This window comes from Alkalibacter mobilis, from assembly GCF_015594845.1.
Taxonomy (GTDB): domain Bacteria; phylum Bacillota; class Clostridia; order Eubacteriales; family Alkalibacteraceae; genus Alkalibacter; species Alkalibacter mobilis.
Genome location: NZ_JADNRK010000011.1, coordinates 41,060 through 57,308, shown reverse-complemented (window position 1 = coordinate 57,308; position 16,249 = coordinate 41,060). Strand labels below are relative to the sequence as shown.

21 protein-coding genes are annotated in these 16,249 nt (G+C 40.8%); 18 read left to right on the top strand and 3 right to left on the bottom strand.

All coding sequences use genetic code 11. From position 1 onward, the window contains the following. Window positions 1–34: 34 nt before the first annotated feature. The 3 genes from IWB18_RS07415 to IWB18_RS07405 all read left to right on the top strand — a co-directional run bounded on the left by IWB18_RS07415 (window position 35) and on the right by IWB18_RS07405 (window position 2,821). Window positions 35–1,831 carry an aldehyde ferredoxin oxidoreductase family protein gene (locus IWB18_RS07415; protein WP_195682985.1) on the top strand — a complete coding sequence of 599 codons (1,797 nt, stop codon included), beginning with the start codon at window positions 35–37 and terminating at the stop codon, window positions 1,829–1,831. Between the two features lie 71 nt (window positions 1,832–1,902). Beyond that, complete coding sequence (locus tag IWB18_RS07410) at window positions 1,903–2,127, top strand: MoaD/ThiS family protein (protein ID WP_195682984.1); 225 nt, start codon at window positions 1,903–1,905, stop codon at window positions 2,125–2,127. 1 nt (window position 2,128) lies between these two features. After that, window positions 2,129–2,821, top strand: a complete 693-nt coding sequence (locus tag IWB18_RS07405; protein WP_195682983.1) for a HesA/MoeB/ThiF family protein — start codon at window positions 2,129–2,131, stop codon at window positions 2,819–2,821. 31 nt (window positions 2,822–2,852) lie between these two features. Here the strand turns inward: IWB18_RS07405 and trhA are convergent, their stop codons facing one another. Next, entirely contained in the window at window positions 2,853–3,500 is a 648-nt protein-coding gene (trhA, locus tag IWB18_RS07400; RefSeq protein ID WP_195682982.1) for a PAQR family membrane homeostasis protein TrhA, read from the bottom strand. A gap of 124 nt (window positions 3,501–3,624) precedes the next feature. Between trhA and IWB18_RS07395 the strand changes: the two genes are divergently transcribed. From IWB18_RS07395 to IWB18_RS07340, 12 genes are all read left to right on the top strand, one after another. Continuing rightward, entirely contained in the window at window positions 3,625–4,110 is a 486-nt protein-coding gene (locus IWB18_RS07395; RefSeq protein ID WP_195682981.1) for a DUF1836 domain-containing protein, read from the top strand. Between the two features lie 71 nt (window positions 4,111–4,181). Continuing rightward, complete coding sequence (locus IWB18_RS07390; RefSeq protein WP_195682980.1) at window positions 4,182–4,760, top strand: anthranilate synthase component II; 579 nt, start codon at window positions 4,182–4,184, stop codon at window positions 4,758–4,760. After that, a complete protein-coding gene (gene pabB, locus IWB18_RS07385; protein ID WP_195682979.1) occupies window positions 4,757–6,160 on the top strand; it encodes an aminodeoxychorismate synthase component I in 1,404 nt (467 codons plus the stop codon). The genes IWB18_RS07390 and pabB overlap by 4 nt, the downstream gene beginning before the upstream one ends. After that, window positions 6,161–6,964, top strand: a complete 804-nt coding sequence (locus IWB18_RS07380) for an aminotransferase class IV (protein WP_195682978.1) — start codon at window positions 6,161–6,163, stop codon at window positions 6,962–6,964. It begins immediately after the preceding gene. A gap of 16 nt (window positions 6,965–6,980) precedes the next feature. Continuing rightward, window positions 6,981–7,547, top strand: coding sequence for a GTP cyclohydrolase I FolE (folE, locus tag IWB18_RS07375; RefSeq protein ID WP_232366964.1), 567 nt, complete (start codon window positions 6,981–6,983; stop codon window positions 7,545–7,547). 9 nt (window positions 7,548–7,556) lie between these two features. Then, complete coding sequence (gene folP / locus IWB18_RS07370) at window positions 7,557–8,402, top strand: dihydropteroate synthase (protein WP_195682976.1); 846 nt, start codon at window positions 7,557–7,559, stop codon at window positions 8,400–8,402. 3 nt (window positions 8,403–8,405) lie between these two features. Further along, window positions 8,406–8,771, top strand: a complete 366-nt coding sequence (gene folB, locus IWB18_RS07365; protein WP_195682975.1) for a dihydroneopterin aldolase — start codon at window positions 8,406–8,408, stop codon at window positions 8,769–8,771. Then, a complete protein-coding gene (gene folK, locus IWB18_RS07360) occupies window positions 8,768–9,259 on the top strand; it encodes a 2-amino-4-hydroxy-6-hydroxymethyldihydropteridine diphosphokinase (protein WP_195682974.1) in 492 nt (163 codons plus the stop codon). Before folB ends, folK begins: the two co-directional genes overlap by 4 nt. After that, entirely contained in the window at window positions 9,243–9,722 is a 480-nt protein-coding gene (locus tag IWB18_RS07355) for an HD domain-containing protein (protein WP_195682973.1), read from the top strand. The genes folK and IWB18_RS07355 overlap by 17 nt, the downstream gene beginning before the upstream one ends. A gap of 23 nt (window positions 9,723–9,745) precedes the next feature. After that, window positions 9,746–10,657, top strand: a complete 912-nt coding sequence (locus IWB18_RS07350) for an alpha/beta hydrolase (RefSeq protein WP_195682972.1) — start codon at window positions 9,746–9,748, stop codon at window positions 10,655–10,657. A 58-nt stretch (window positions 10,658–10,715) separates the two neighbouring features. Beyond that, a complete protein-coding gene (locus tag IWB18_RS12615) occupies window positions 10,716–11,558 on the top strand; it encodes a methyl-accepting chemotaxis protein (protein WP_195682971.1) in 843 nt (280 codons plus the stop codon). Window positions 11,559–11,594: 36 nt separating this feature from the next. Then, entirely contained in the window at window positions 11,595–12,428 is an 834-nt protein-coding gene (locus IWB18_RS07340) for a methyl-accepting chemotaxis protein (protein ID WP_195682970.1), read from the top strand. 64 nt (window positions 12,429–12,492) lie between these two features. On the opposite strand, the gene IWB18_RS07335 is transcribed toward IWB18_RS07340, so the two are convergent. Further along, the gene (locus IWB18_RS07335) at window positions 12,493–13,479 is read right to left on the bottom strand and encodes a zinc dependent phospholipase C family protein (RefSeq protein WP_195682969.1); all 987 of its coding nucleotides are present in this window, start codon (window positions 13,477–13,479) and stop codon (window positions 12,493–12,495) included. Window positions 13,480–13,580: 101 nt separating this feature from the next. Between IWB18_RS07335 and IWB18_RS07330 the strand changes: the two genes are divergently transcribed. Continuing rightward, entirely contained in the window at window positions 13,581–14,825 is a 1,245-nt protein-coding gene (locus tag IWB18_RS07330) for an MFS transporter (RefSeq protein WP_195682968.1), read from the top strand. A 67-nt stretch (window positions 14,826–14,892) separates the two neighbouring features. Here the strand turns inward: IWB18_RS07330 and IWB18_RS07325 are convergent, their stop codons facing one another. Beyond that, window positions 14,893–15,267: a class II SORL domain-containing protein gene (locus IWB18_RS07325; protein ID WP_195682967.1), complete on the bottom strand. Its 375-nt coding sequence runs from the start codon at window positions 15,265–15,267 to the stop codon at window positions 14,893–14,895. Between the two features lie 119 nt (window positions 15,268–15,386). Here IWB18_RS07325 and IWB18_RS07320 point away from each other — a divergent pair, with 119 nt between their 5' ends. Next, the gene (locus tag IWB18_RS07320) at window positions 15,387–15,665 is read left to right on the top strand and encodes an acylphosphatase (protein ID WP_195682966.1); all 279 of its coding nucleotides are present in this window, start codon (window positions 15,387–15,389) and stop codon (window positions 15,663–15,665) included. Between the two features lie 51 nt (window positions 15,666–15,716). Then, complete coding sequence (locus IWB18_RS07315) at window positions 15,717–16,223, top strand: SEC-C metal-binding domain-containing protein (protein WP_195682965.1); 507 nt, start codon at window positions 15,717–15,719, stop codon at window positions 16,221–16,223. Window positions 16,224–16,249: the final 26 nt, after the last annotated feature.

The window sequence follows — 16,249 nt, the reverse complement described above, 5'->3', positions numbered from 1 at the left end:
TAGATATATATAAAATTTATCGAGGAGGATGAATATGAACGGTTATAACGGAACGGTGTTAAGAGTAAATCTTACTGATGGAAAGATAACAAGAGAAGCTTTAAATCAGGATGAGGCCAGGAAGTTCATTGGAGGAAGAGGATTGGCAACAAAAATGCTCATGGATGAGATAGATCCCAAAATCGATGCTCTCAGCCCTGAAAACAAGCTGATATTTGTTACAGGTCCTTTGACCGGAACTCCCACACCAACTGGCGGAAGATACATGGTCGTAACGAAAGCGCCCCTTACTGGGACTGTTGCCAGTTCAAATTCAGGAGGATATTGGGGGGCAGAGCTGAAGTTCGCCGGATACGATGCGGTTATTTTTGAAGGAAAATCTGAAAAACCGGTATATTTGAATATCGTGGACGATCAGGTGGAACTTAAAGATGCCCAACCACTTTGGGGCAAGCTTGTTTCAGAAGCGACTGCGCAGCTTGAAGAAGAACACGGCAAAAAAGCAAAAGTTGCAGTTATCGGACCGGCAGGAGAAAGATTGTCGAAAATCGCAGCAATCATGAATGATAGAGGCAGGGCTGCGGGAAGATCCGGAGTCGGAGCAGTCATGGGATCAAAAAACCTCAAAGCCATAGTAGTTAAGGGAAGCAACAAGGTCAGTATTGCAGATGAAGCTAAATTAAAGGAAGTCTTTGCAAGATGTATGACGAAAATCAAGGAAAATGGCGTTACAGGTCAGGGTTTGCCTGCATACGGAACAGCTGTGCTCGTAAATATCATAAATGAAAATGGAGTTTTTCCTACAAACAATTTCCAGGAATCTGTTTTCGGTGAAGCTGAAGAAATAAGCGGTGAGACTTTGGCAGAAAAGTATCTAAAGAAAAAAGACCCCTGCTACCGATGCCCGATTGGATGCGGCAGATACTGCGAAGTCGATGACATAAAAGGACAGGGTCCTGAGTATGAGACCATATGGGCTTATGGATCAGACTGTGGAGTTTCAAATCTGGGAGATATAATCAAGGCAAACTACTGGTGTAATGAGTATGGCCTGGATACCATATCTGCTGGTGCCACAATAGCTGCAGCCATGGAACTTTATCAAAAAGGATTGATAAAGGAAGAAGAGATTACCGGAGCTCCTTCTCTTGAATGGGGCAATAGCCAAGCCATCATAGACTGGACTAAGATGATGGGTGCAGTTGAAGGATATGGCGCCAAGATGGCCGAAGGGTCGTATAGACTGTGCGAAAGTTACGGCGTTCCAGAGCTTTCAATGTCAGTCAAGAAGCAGGAACTTCCCGCATATGATCCACGGGGTATTCAAGGCCAGGGAATCCAGTATGCCACTTCAAACAGAGGGGGATGTCACGTAAGAGGATACATGATTTCACCTGAAATTTTAGGTCTTCCTGAAAAACTTGACAGGTTCACCTTGGACGGAAAAGCCGAATGGTCAAAAATCTTCCAAGATTTCACAGCAGCCATAGATTCTTCAGGTCTTTGCCTGTTCACATCATTTGCAATGGGAGCCGATGACTATGCGGATATGGTAAATGCAGTGTGTGGTTCAGATTATACAGGAACCGACTTTATAGAAGCTGGCGAAAGGATTTGGAACTTGGAAAAAGTCTTTAATTTAGAGGCGGGGATCGATCCTTCACAGGACACCCTTCCGAAGAGATTGTTGGAAGATCCTATCGAGGAAGGTCCTTCAAAAGGTTGGGTAACCAAGCTGAGCGAGCTTCTGCCACAATATTACAGTGTAAGAGGTTGGGACGAACAAGGCATACCTACCGATGAAAAGCTTAAAGGATTAGGTCTTAAGTAATAAAATTTAAATCACGACGAGGGTTCCGTTTTTGGAGCCCTTGTTTTACAATGAAGATGAGGAGGTGGCCTATGAAATATACGGTGAAGCTCTTTGCCACCCTGAGAGAAAACAGAGGCAAAATTCTAGAAATGGAAAAAAGCGGAAAAACTTCTATTCGGGAGATCACTGAAGAGCTTGGAATCAAAGCAGACGATGTTGCCATACTTTTGCTAAACGGTAGAGATGCTAAACTGGACGACTACCCATCCGATGGAGATACTATTTCAATATTCCCGCCGGTAGGAGGAGGTTGATATGGACTTGAGATATGCCAGAAATATTGGGACTTTTACCGAAGCGGAAATGGAAGCATTATTGAGCAAAAAAATCGGTATCGTAGGTTGTGGAGGCCTGGGAGGTTATTTGATCGAAATAATGGCCAGACTGGGAGTTTCTGAAATGATAGTGGCGGATAAAGACGTATTCGACGAATCAAATCTTAACAGGCAGTTGCTCTCAGATGAAAAGAGCCTGGGTTTACCGAAGGCTGAAAAGGCAAAGAATAGAGTTGCTGAAATCAATTCAAACATAAAGGTAAATCACTACGTGGGTGAAGTTAATTTAAAAAACGGTTTGGAAATATTCAAGGGAGTGGATCTCATACTTGACGGTGTGGACAGCATCAAGGCCAGGTTTGTTCTCCAGGAATTGGCCGAAAAATTGGATGTCCCCATGATACATGGTGCAATTGCAGGATGGTACGGACAGGTTACTACGGTTTTTCCGGGAGATCGAACACTGGATCTGATATATCCTTCAGATGTTCCCGACGTGAAGGGCATCGAGACAGGGCTTGGAAATCCCTCTTTTACACCTGCCCTGGTCGCCTCGATTCAATGCAGTGAAGCTGCAAAAGTACTTGCAGGCAAAGGAGAACTTCTAAGAAAAGAGTTGCTCTACATCGATACACTTAACCAGGAATTTGAAAAAATACAGCTAAGACCATGAATTGGAACAGAGCGGAAATTTCCGTTCTGTTCTATTTAATTATAAAAAGACTTACCATAAGATAATGTGAAAGGCTGCCGAGCAATATGAAAATATGGAATATTTCGTGATATCCAAAGTTGGCCACTCTGATTTTTTCGCTTTTTGTTCCGTAAATGATTGCTCCAAAGGTGTAAAAGAGTCCACCTGCAACAAGTAATAAAAACCCGGGCAGAGGCATCTTGCTGAAAAGGGGCTTGATGACTGAAATGCTGGCCCAACCAAGAAACAGATACAGACCGGTGGATATCCACCTGGGTACGTTGATAAAAAACATTTTTATGATCATTCCAACGATTGCAAGACCCCAGATGATACCCAACAAGATATAACCTATTTGTCCTTGAAGAGTGATCAGACAAACGGGGGTATAGGTTGCAGCAATAAGGAAAAAAATCATAACGTGATCCAGTTTTCTGAGTCTGACAAGTATTTTTTCTTCTGCTATTTTTCCATGATAGTAGAATGAAGCAAAGTAGAGTCCAATCAATCCTGCAGAAAAGATCACCGTGGACAATATGTTAAGGGAATTGAAGTCCATTATTGATTTTATCATCAGGTATATAAAGCCGATGATGGAAAGTACGAATCCTGCAAAATGTGTTATTGTGTTGATCGGTTCGCGTATAATAATTTTCATTTTTTATATCTCCTTTGATAATATGCTGTATAATAATATTATTACTTATCTGGGAACAAGTCAACATAAAAACTATTACATCTAGTTATTAAAACCAGATAAAACAAAGCAAGGTGGATCTTAAATGGAAAAACACTATATCCCTCCCGATATCATGGAAATCCCGGACATAAAACTTTATATGGATCAGATGATCGAGTATTTGGAAGTTAAACTTGAGCCATTGAAAGATGACGACAAGGCTGTTATAACCAAGACCATGGTGAACAACTATGTAAAAGCCGGTTTGATAGCGAAACCCTTTAAGAAAAAATATTCCAAAGATCAATTGATGGATCTGTTGATGGCGTGCCACTTTAAAAATGTCCTGTCCATAGACGAAATTATTCAACTGTTTAAAATCAAGGAAAAATCAACTTCAAACGATGAATTCTATTTATCCTACAGAAGCGTCTGTCTGGAAATCGAAGAGGGTATCGAAAAAGAAATTCCTTCAAGCAGGGGATGGGTAAATCTCATAAGAGCCATCATCAAGTCCGACTACCATAAGAGACAAGCGAAGAAATACTTGAAATTCACATCTGTCGAGGTTGATATTGATGTTGTATGATTCACGGCACTATATTATAATTAACGAAAAACTAAAAAAACCTATATATACAAGTTAATGGAGGGAAAACCTTGATACTTATGATAGACAACTACGACTCTTTTACGTACAATTTGGTGCAGTATATCGAGAGCATAGGACCCAAGGTAAAAGTAGTCAGAAATGACAAGATAACGATCGAGGAGATCGAAAGGATCAAACCGGACATTATTGTCATATCCCCCGGTCCTGGCAGACCGGAAGATGCAGGAATCTCCTTGGAAATTGTTAAGAAATTCAGTGGAAGCATACCTGTATTGGGAATTTGTTTGGGGCATCAAACCATAGCCCAGGCATTCGGTGCTAAAATTATAACAGCAGACCAACCAGTCCATGGCAAGGTCCATGAAGTGACTCACGATGGAAAAGGCGTTTTCAAGGACATAAAAAATCCACTAAAGGTAACCAGGTATCATTCTCTTGTAGTGGATAAAGACACACTTCCGGATTGTTTCGAGATCACCTGCGAAACGGCCATGGGGGAAATCATGGGTATAAGGCACAAAGACTTCCCGGTCGAAGGAATACAGTTTCACCCGGAAGCGGTATTGACTGAAATGGGTTTGGACATCTTAAGAAACTTTTGGATAATGCAGGGAGGCAAGGCATGATAAAGGAAATCGAAGGTGTTTACATCGATGCGTTTGACTTATTTTCTTTTATTAAGGATGAACCATACCCTTTCTTATTGGAAAGTGGAATGGATCACGAAAATTTAGGCAGGTACTCGATTATCGGGTGGAATCCTTTCATGCTGTTAAAGAGCGATAAGGGATCGGTTCAGTTAACGATGGATGGCCGATCCATGAAAACAGAAAAAGATCCTTTCGATGTTCTGGAAGAGTGCATGAACAAGTACAGACAGACCTCCAGGGAGAAGTTGCCTTTTGTCGGTGGAGGGGTTGGATATTTTTCCTACGATCTGAAAAACAGATTGGAAAGCTTGCCGCAGACAGCTATGGAAGATGTGGACATTTGTGACATGCATTTTGGATTCTACGATGAAGTGATCGTTATAGATCATTTGGAAAAGAAGACTTATGCTGCATCTTACGGAATAGCTGCAAAAGATGAAGAAGTCGTAAACGGCATTGTAAAAAGAGTTAAAGAATGTCTGCAAAATTTGAAATTGGAGTCAGAGTCATTTTCTTTCGATCCTGAAAAAAGAAGAAAAACAAATTTTACTTCTAATTTCACCAAAGAGGAATATCTGGTTGCACTGGACAAAATACACGAATATATCCGGCAGGGAGATCTTTATCAGACAAATTTGACCCAAAGATTCACTGCTGATCTTAAGACGACTCCTGAGAAACTCTACAGAGTTCTGCGAAAGGTAAATCCGGCTCCATTTGCTTCATACATACCTATGGATGAAGGTGCAATAGTTAGCAGCTCGCCTGAACGATTCATGAAATTAACGGACAATATTGCTGAAACCAGACCGATCAAGGGAACCATACCCAGAGGTGCTGACTACAATGAAGATGAAGCAAATAAAAAGGCGCTTTTCAATAGTGAGAAAGATAGATCTGAACTTTTGATGATAGTTGATCTGGAACGCAATGACCTTGGCAAGATCGCGGAAACCGGAAGTGTGGAAGTGACAGAACTTTACAAGATCGAAACCTATCCTACAGTTTTTCATCTGGTATCCAACGTGCGGGCCAAACTTGTGAAAGATGCCGATGCCGTAGATCTGGTAAAGGCAACCTTTCCAGGCGGATCGATAACCGGGGCGCCTAAGATAAGGGCTATGGAAATAATCGATGAGCTTGAACCGACGGCCAGAAATCTATATACCGGATCTATAGGATATTTGGATTTCAACGGAGACATGGATCTTAATATAGTCATCAGAACGATTTTGTGCAAAGGCGACAAGGCTTACTTTCAGGCAGGTGGAGGAATCGTATGGGACTCGAATAATGAGATGGAATACGAGGAAACATTTCACAAGGCGGTGGCATTGATGAAAAGCATTGAAATCGCAAATGGATTGGGTGATTAGATGAGCGCAGTCGTAATCGATGGAGTATTGGTCTCTTCAGAAGAAGCAAAACTATCCGCTACATCTCCGGGAGTAATGTATGGATTTGGAATTTTTGAAACATTAAAATACGTGAACAAAAAAGTGGAGCTGTTTTCTGATCATATGAAACGATTCAGAGAGGCGGCACATAAAATCGGCCTGTGCATCGAACGGACTGATCCTGAAATTGAAAAAGACTGCCTGGCGCTTATTGATCATTTTGGTGAAGAGTGCGGAGTGATCAAAATTTCTGCCATAAAGGAAGAGAAGACTCGAGTCATAATAAGTGGAAGAAAATTTATTTATACTCCCGATCACTACAAAAGGGGATTTTCTGTTTCCATATCCGAGGTGCTTCGAAACCAAACGAGTAATTTGGTCGGCATTAAAAGCGATAATTATCTCGAAAATATTTTGGAACTTGAAAAGGCCAGAAATTCCGGTCATGACGAGGTATTGTTTTTCAATACTGAAGGATATCTGGCTGAAGGATCATTTACCAATATATTTTTTGTCAAAGACCAAAAATTGTTCACCCCTGAAAAAAAATGTGGATTGTTGGTTGGGGTTATGAGAAATCAAGTTATCAAGGTAGCCTTTGATTTGGGGATCGAAGTAATTGAAGGAAAATTTACGAAGCTTGAATTGGGTGGATCTGAAGAAGCGTTCCTGACCAATTCCGTAATGGGGATCATGCCCATAAAAAGGATCGAAGAGAAACACATGCCTGTATTTGGCGCTTGCACTAAAATGTTGTATGATGAATTGAAAAATAGATTTTAAAATGGGAGGCAAGGAAATGGACAAGGCAAGAATTGAAAAAGCGGTAAGAGAAATTTTGTTTGCTATCGGGGAAGACCCGGATAGAGAGGGATTGTTGGACACGCCCAAAAGAATTGCTAAGATGTATGAGGAAATCTTTTCCGGACTTGAGGATGATCCTGAAAAGCATCTGGAAATTTATTTTCAGCAGGAAAAATACGAAGAACTTGTACTTATAAAAGATATTCCGTTTTATTCGGTTTGCGAGCACCACTTGGTACCCTTTTTCGGCAAGGCGCATGTTGGATACCTTCCGAAAGACGGAAAGCTTACAGGTCTAAGTAAACTGGCGAGAGTTGTTGAAACCGTTGCGAAGAGACCACAGCTTCAGGAAAGGCTTACAGCGACGGTGGCAGACACCATTCAAAGCAAGCTTTCACCTTACGGAGTGATAGTGGTTATAGAGGCGGAACATATGTGCATGACCATGCGAGGAGTCAAAAAACCCGGATCTAAAACTATAACTTCGGCAGTCAGGGGAGTTTTTGCCAATGATTCAATGGCAAGATCTGAAGTAATGTCATTCATAAACTTTGGCAAATAGAGGTGACAAATGAGTGAGAATATAAAACTCAAGGTTGAAAAGTTGACAGTTAACATAGGCGGAAAAAATATCGTCTTTGGAAACAAGACTTATATCATGGGGATTCTAAATGTTACCCCCGATTCTTTCTCCGACGGCGGAGATTTTTCCAGAATCGATGCTGCAGTAGACCATGCAAAAAAAATGATGGACCAGGGTGCGGATTTTATCGATGTCGGTGGAGAATCTACAAGACCTGGATATACTGTAATATCTGTGGAAGAAGAAATCGCAAGAGTGGTTCCGGTGATCGAGAGGCTTCGAAAGGAAACGGATGCTTTGATTTCCATAGATACTTATAAATCCAAAGTAGCAGAAGCGGCAATTGAAAGCGGCGCTCATGTTATAAATGATATCTGGGGGCTGCAGAGAGATCCTGAGATGATCCAGGTCGCTGCAAAATACCAGGTTCCGGTGATTGTCATGCACAATCAGGATGGAACTGAATATGAAGGAGAAATCATACACAGTATGAAAAAATTCTTTGAAAATTCCATAAAGATTGCATTGGAAAACGGTTTGAGAAAAGAAAACCTTATATTGGATCCGGGAATTGGATTCGGAAAAACCTCGGAACAAAATATCGAAATAATGTCTCAGCTAGGTTTCATAAGGGAGCTGGGTTGTCCGGTGTTGTTGGGGACTTCCAGAAAATCCATGATCGGAAAGATACTGGATGTTCCGCCTAAAGAGAGAACGGACGGGACAGTATCTACTACAGTGTTGGGAATTGTACAGGGAATGGATATAGTCAGAGTGCACGATGTCAAAGAAAATTCTCATGCAGCCAGGGTTGCAGATGCAATATTGAGGTGATAAATGGATTCGATAGTATTGAATAATATGGCTTTTTTCGGGTATCACGGTGTACTTGAAGAAGAAAAAAGACTTGGACAGAAGTTTTTTGTAGATGTAAAGATGTACCTTGATTTAGCCTTGGCAGGGTCAAGTGACGATTTGAATGAAACTGTACACTACGGGATAGCCTATGAAAAAATCAAGGAACAAGTTGAAGGCGCAAGGTACGAACTTATAGAAGCACTGGCAGAAAATATATCAAGAGTGCTATTTGAAACGTTTGAGAAGATACAAAAGGTGGACGTGACGGTTAGAAAACCTCAAGCCCCCGTACCGGGTATTTTTGATCATATGTCAGTAGAAATTTCCAGGGAGCGATCCAAATGAAAAGGGTATATCTGAGTCTTGGAAGCAACATGGGAGATACGAGAAAAAATCTGATGGAGGCAATGGAGCTTTTGAGGGAAAAAGTCCATATCGATGAGATTTCATCTTTTTATAGGACCGAGCCGGTAGGGTACAAAGACCAAGATTGGTTTTTAAATGTGGTGATAACCGGCGAGACCAGTCTCGAACCCATGGATTTGTTGGAGTTTTGCCAGAGTATAGAAAAAGAAATGAAAAGGGTCAAGACAATTAGATTTGGCCCCCGTATCATAGATGTGGATATATTATTATACGAAGGTTACGAATCAGATGATGAAAATTTGACCGTGCCTCACCCCAGAATGAAGGAACGGGCTTTCGTTATGATCCCCCTTGCGGAAATAGCACCTGAAGTTTTGGTGGGCAGAGAATCGGTGATCGAAATTGTAAATCGACTTGATGGCGAAGCGATAGAGAAGGTCGGTGATGTTGATGGAGAGGATAAATAGGATCCTGGTCGATGAAATTTACCTGAGTCACTTGAATAAAATCAAGGAACATGAAAAACAGAGAATTTTTTGCAGACATGACATAACACATTTTCTTGATGTAGCAAGAATTGCCTGGATCATTACCTTGGAGCGAAATCTGAACTTTCAAAAAGAAATCGTGTATGCCTGTGGACTTTTACACGATATCGGCAGGTGGCTTGAATATGAGGAGGGCACCGATCATGCCCTTGCAAGTGGCGAGATGTGCGTGGAAATATTGGAGAAAAACGGTTTTGACCCGGAAGAGATCCGTCAAATAAAAAAGGCAATAGCAAGCCACAGAGTAAAATGTGATGCAAATGAGGATCTGTCTGCATTATTATACGAAAGCGACAAAGCTTCCAGAAGGTGTTACAGTTGCGATGCCATAGGACAATGTAAAAAATTTCAGAACGGTGAAATTCCTGAAATCAAATACTAATCAAAAGGCGGAGGTCAAGGCTCTTGAAAGGCTTTAGAAATGTGCTGATCGAAAAAGTGCTTCGGGTTCAAAAGCTTAAGGCTGGCTTGGGACTTGAAACCATCAATTCAAAAAGAAAAAAGCAGGAGAGACGGGCAGCCATTTTCAATCTGGTTCCCGGAGTCGAATACCACGATATAGAAATCGACGGCATGAAAGCTCAATTGATCGAGGGCGAAGACAAGGTCAAGGGCAGGATAATACTTTATTTGCATGGAGGAACTTTCTGCACCGGATCTGTAAAATCCTATAGGATTTTGGCGCGAAAATTGGCGGACGTGTGCGCAAGCGAGATGCTTATAATCAATTATCGACTGGCTCCGGAAAATAAATATCCAAAAGCCCTTAATGACGCAATAAAAGCTTACAAATGGATACTTGAAAAAGGGTACAGTCCACAGGACATCTATTTAATGGGTGATTCCGCAGGAGGAGGGCTGGCTCTTTCCACTGTTCTTGCTATGAAAAAAATGGGGATAAGTTTTCCGGCAGGAATCGTATGCATGTCCCCATGGACAAACCTGAGTTTGTCATTTTCCAGCATGGCAAACAGACGAAAGCGAGATCCGATGCTGGTGCCGGAAGTGCTCAAGGAATGTGCAAGTCTTTATTGCGGAAATAATGTGAAAGATCCTCTAGTTTCACCTGTCTACGGAGATTTCAAAGATTTTCCTCCGGTTCTTCTACAGGTGGGGACCGAAGAAATACTTTACGATGATTCCGTTGAATTGGCAAAAAGACTTGAGAGACAGAAGGTTGACGTAACCCTTGAAATATGGAAAAACATGTTCCACGTATGGCAGTTTTTTTACCTGCTGCTCCCTGAAAGCAAACTCGCTGTCGAAAATATAGGGAAATTTATTGAAAAAACTTCAAAATCATATAATAACTATTAAAAAACTCCTTCGATATCCGATAAGTATAATAATACGTGAAATCGAAGGAGTTGAATTTATGAGCGAAAGAATTTTTGACAATGATACTTTGGATGCCTTCAGCAAAATCATAGATTATTTACCGAAAGTCATTTCTGATCCCACTGCAATTTATCTTGCAGATAGTGAAGAGTTCAAAGTGACCAGAAACGTGGAAGAACTCCCATTTGAAACAAACAATGGAGATAAGATAGAGGGTTTTGTAGCGGGAGTTGTAAATAAAGGTGAAATCTTCAAACAGGATGTAACCCCGGAAAATCAGGATGGAGTTGCAAGCTTTCCATTCAAGTCTGTGATCATTCCTGTAAAAAATGAAAAGGGAAAGCCGGTTGGAGCCATTTTAACGGCCCAATCCATGAAGAAGCGTTATGAGGTGTCCACCATGACTACGACCGTGAGAAGTGCCCTTGATCAAATAACCGATGCAATCAACGATTTGAATGTCAAAGTGCAGGAAGTGGTAGAAACCAACGGGTACATACTTAAGACCGTTAGGGAATCAAAGGAAAACACAGAAAACACGGATGAAATATTGGCTTTCATTCAGGAAATTTCTTCCCAGACCAATTTGCTTGGATTAAATGCGGCCATTGAAGCTTCAAGGGCGGGAGAATTTGGTAGAGGCTTTGATGTGGTTGCCAAGGAGATAAGAAAGCTCTCCTCTTCTACAAGCGAGTCCGTAAAGAAAGTGGATCAGGTGCTCAAATCCATTAAAACATCCATCGGCACCATCAACGATAAAGTCGGAGAAAACACTGAAATATACGAGACTCAGGCTGCAAGCTTTGAAGAAATCGCCGCTTCCATCGAAGAATTGAATGCTTCAGTAGAGGTTTTGAGCAATTTTGCAGACAACCTGTAATTAAATTTGAAAATTAGGTCGCGAGGAGAGATGATAATGGAAGAAAAAATATTTGAAAATCCGATCATGGATGCATTCCACAAAACAGTAAAATACATTCAAGAAATAATGCCGGAGCCTACAGCCATATTTCTGACTGACAGGACACATTACAAGTACACAGCTCATGCGGAGGGACTGCCGTTCAAGACGAAGGCCGGAGACGAACTGAAACCTTTCGTTAATGATGCAATTGGAAGAGGAAATTTATTTATTGAGGAAATAAAGGCCGGAACCGTATTTGAATTTCCATTTAAATCAATAATATTACCCATTAAGGATGAAAGAGGTGTTCCGGTAGGTGGTGTGCTCTTTGCTCAGTCGATGAAAAAACGTCATGAGATTTCATCCTTGGCTGATTCAGTAAGAAGTGCCCTTGATCAAATCACCGATGCAATCAACGATTTGAATGTCAAAGTGCAGGAAGTGGTAGAAACCAACGGATACATACTTAAGACCGTTAGGGAATCAAAGGAAAACACAGAAAACACGGATGCAATATTGGCTTTCATTCAGGAAATATCTTCACAGACCAATTTGCTTGGATTAAATGCGGCCATTGAAGCTTCAAGGGCGGGAGAATTTGGTAGAGGTTTTGATGTGGTTGCCAAGGAGATAAGAAAGCTCTCCTCTTCTACAAGCGAGTCCGTAAAGAAAGTGGATCAGGTGCTCAAATCCATTAAAACATCCATCGGCACCATCAACGATAAAATCGGAGAGAACACTGAAATATACGAGACTCAGGCTGCAAGCCTTCAGGAAATCGCGGCATCCGTTGAAGAATTAAATTCGACGGTGCAGGTCCTCAATAATTTTGCAGAAAATCTATAAGAATAAATATTGATATAAAATACCGGCAAAGAACAGATCCGTGATCTTGTTTTTGCCGGTGTTTTTATAGGGTGGAAACAGGAACAAAAAATTTTATTGTATTGTCAATATTGCAATCAAGACCTGTTTCGTAGCTGAGATTTTTAAACAGGGAACTTATCCTATCAGGGTTGAATCCGGAGGAAGGATCTGCCATCGCAAAAACTGCCATGACTTTTTCATAAGCATCATCTACAGCACTGTCGAAAAGTTCCGGATAGGAAAAATCATAACATGTGGCATCATCGCAAGGATGGCACCATCTTTGATGGTCTAAATTCAGGATAGTAACGATGTCATCTTCTCTAATTTTATAAAAAGCATTCGAATAATGTCCGTAGTCACCTGCAAGGATTTCTCCAAAGCCTACCATCAACTTTTTTAAGCCTGAAGGATCAGACAGCAAACCGGTAAGGCTTCCGGCCTTGGAAACGCTTTTGGAAACGGTCCCTTGGGTCATGGTTTCGCCAAAAACATTAAACATGATTTCGTCGAAAAAAAACTCTGCGGCATCCAATTCCCGGGAAGTCAAATTAAAAATTTTGTCAAAATCAAATCGATATGCCTTTTTACCGTATCGATATTGATAAAATGCCGTATCCAACTGGATTTCATACTTTTTGTGAAAGTATTTGAAAGTCTTGGTCTCGGGTCGCTGGGGAACATATTTTCCACTACGGTAGAAGATGAACGGGTGAGTGCTTACATCCAGAGAATGATGGCAAATCAAACCCGCCACGTAGGAAAGGATGTTGGTCTTGTCTTCGATCGGTCGGCTTCTGATGATTTCCACCGCTTTTATGAAAAAATCGTTGACCCTGTGTTTGTGGAGCAAGTCGCCATAAGGGATCTTATCCTTGCTTTTTGTAAATACGTTGTGATAAAAAAAGATGTCCGGTCCTTGGGTTCCAAGGTTGAACAAAGTTCTGTTGATTGCCGGGATATGATCTCCTCCCAATAGACGGATCATGAGCTCTTCTCCACACAAATAATGATTCAATGCATCTGACATGAACAAACACCTCCCTTGATAATTCAATCATAACACAAAATTCATTTTAAAATATTAATATAACTGATAAAATATGATTATAAAATACTAGGGGTGACGGCATGAAACTAACCAAAGAAGAAATCAGTTGGATCCTGTACGATTGTGGAAACTCGGCCTATTCCATCATAATCACCACGGCGATTTTTCCCATTTATTTTACGAGCATGGCTTCTGCAGGAGGCGCCACCGGGGCTTCGGCAACGGCTTGGTGGAATTATGGCAATGCTTTAGCAACATTTATCATCGTGGTGCTCAGTCCTATTTTGGGAACCATAGCCGACTACAAAAACTTTAAAAAGAGGTTTTTCACTTTTTTTGCCTCCTTAGGCATTGGATTTACGGCTTTTCTGGCTGTCATACCTCAGGAAAACTGGCAAATCCTCATGATACTTTACGTATTGACTGTGGCTGGATTTGCGGGTGCGAACATCTTCTACGATGCATTCTTGGTGGACGTGTCGGAAGATGACAATATGGACAAGGTGTCCTCCTCGGGATTTGCATTTGGTTACATAAGCAGCGTGATCCCTTTTATATTGTGTATATTTTTGATAAACTTTTCCGGTTTGGATGTAATATTGATGACAAAATTGTCATTTGTTATAACTGCTCTATGGTGGGGTTTGTTTACGCTTCCGATGATCAAAAATGTGCACCAAAAGCATTACATAGAAAGAGAACCGAAGCCTGTAGTAAACAGTTTTAAAAGAATATTTGCAACATTCAGGAACATCAGGAAATACAAGGTCATTGCAATATTTCTATTGGCGTACTTTTTCTACATAGATGGAGTGGACACCATAATTCGTAATGCGGCGGTGTTCGGAGAGCAAATAGGACTGGATACTACAGGTTTAATGATTGCCTTGCTGCTGACTCAAATCGTAGCTTTTCCATGTGCTATTTTATATGGGATGCTTGCCAAGAAGTTCACGGCAAGGAATATGATCATATTTGGCATATTCACTTATTTTGTCGTCTGCCTGATGGCATACAGAATGAAGACAATTTGGGATTTTGCGCTTCTCGGCTTTATGATAGCATCGGCTCAGGGCGGGATACAAGCCTTGAGCAGGTCTTACTTTGCCAAGATCGTACCCAAGAAAAATTCCAATGAATTTTTTGGTTTTTACAACATACTGGGCAAATTTGCAGCAATAATGGGTCCTATTCTCATTGGAACCATAACTTTGATAACCGGGGACATAAGAAAGGCCGTTATGAGCTTGATACTGCTTTTCGGCATTGGCTTGATATTGATTTTAAGATTGCCAAAAGAACCCGAGAGAGTCGAAAAAATTTAAATATTAAAAAGCCAACAGACATTGGCACGCCAATGTCTGTTGGCTTTTAAGGTGCGAAGTTTATATTTTACTCACATTTCAAGGTTGCAGAATTTTCCCATAAGCCATGGATGTTACAGTAGCTCATGGCCATCAATTCGCCGGATTCCTGGACCTTTAGCATTACATCTGCACAGTACGAAGTAAATACTCCGGATTCGCCGTGGGAATCGAATGCGACAGTTGCCACTTCTATCGGGAACTTTCCGCTGTCAGGTTTAAAGAACAGCTTGATCCATTTGATGTAATGTTCAAAGGTGTTGGGATGGGCAATTTCTTCGCCCACGACTACGGTTACTAAAAAAGCTTCGTCTTTTTTGACAGATTCAGGTGCCTTGATCACAGGTACGTGTTTTTCATTTTTCCAGTCGCCGCTTTGAACGGTGGAAGTTAAATTTGACATATAATATACACTCCTTCTATTATGAATTCACAGTACAATTCATACCCAGACAATAAATAATATAAACAAATTAATATTTTTAGAAAAATTGGGTATAATAGACGAAGAGGTGAAGAGGGATGATCAGGGTAAACTTAATAATCGAAGGACGGGTTCAGGGCGTGGGCTTCAGATGGTTCGCCAAGGAGCTTGCGTTAAAGTTGGATTTAAGCGGCAACGTCAAAAATAATTACGATTCCACTGTAGAAATCAACGTACAAGGAAGAGAAATCGACATAGAAAAATACATATATCGACTATATGAAGGACCAAACAGGTTTGCTGAAGTTGAAAACATAAGGGTCCGTGAAATTCCAGTGGTAGAGGGAGAAAAAGATTTTAACGTTGTATTATTGTAATAATTATGGAAGTACGGTATAATTCCTTTTATTGAAAAGGGAGGTAAAAAAATGGCCTTATACGAAGAATGGAAAAATATAATAGAAAAATCCATGGAAAGCGAAGAAAAACAGCAGGAATTTTGGGATGATTTTTGTGGCAGAGAACAAAAGATATACGAGAAGATCCTTGGAGAAAAACAAGGTGAAATAAAAGGAAAAATATCAGATCTTGCCCAAGTGTATGGAGTGGATACAACATATTTCATGGGATTTTTAGATGGGATAAACGACAGCATCAAAGAACCAAACGATTTGGAAAAGTTGAGTGAAAGTGATACGGTTCAGATAGACATAGATTTTGAAAAACTTTATTACAACATGTTGGCTGTTCCAGCGCCTTGGCTTTACGAATTGGAGCAGTGGGAAGGAATTTTGTCTGCTGAGAAAAGAAAAGCCATAACCAAGGAATACAATCGTTCTAAAACCATCGTTAAAGAAAACAAGGTGGGCAGAAACGATCCCTGTCCTTGTGGAAGTGGAAAAAAATACAAGAAGTGTTGTGGAAAAGCATCGTAAAAGATTCAAATAAAAGGCGTCTCGAA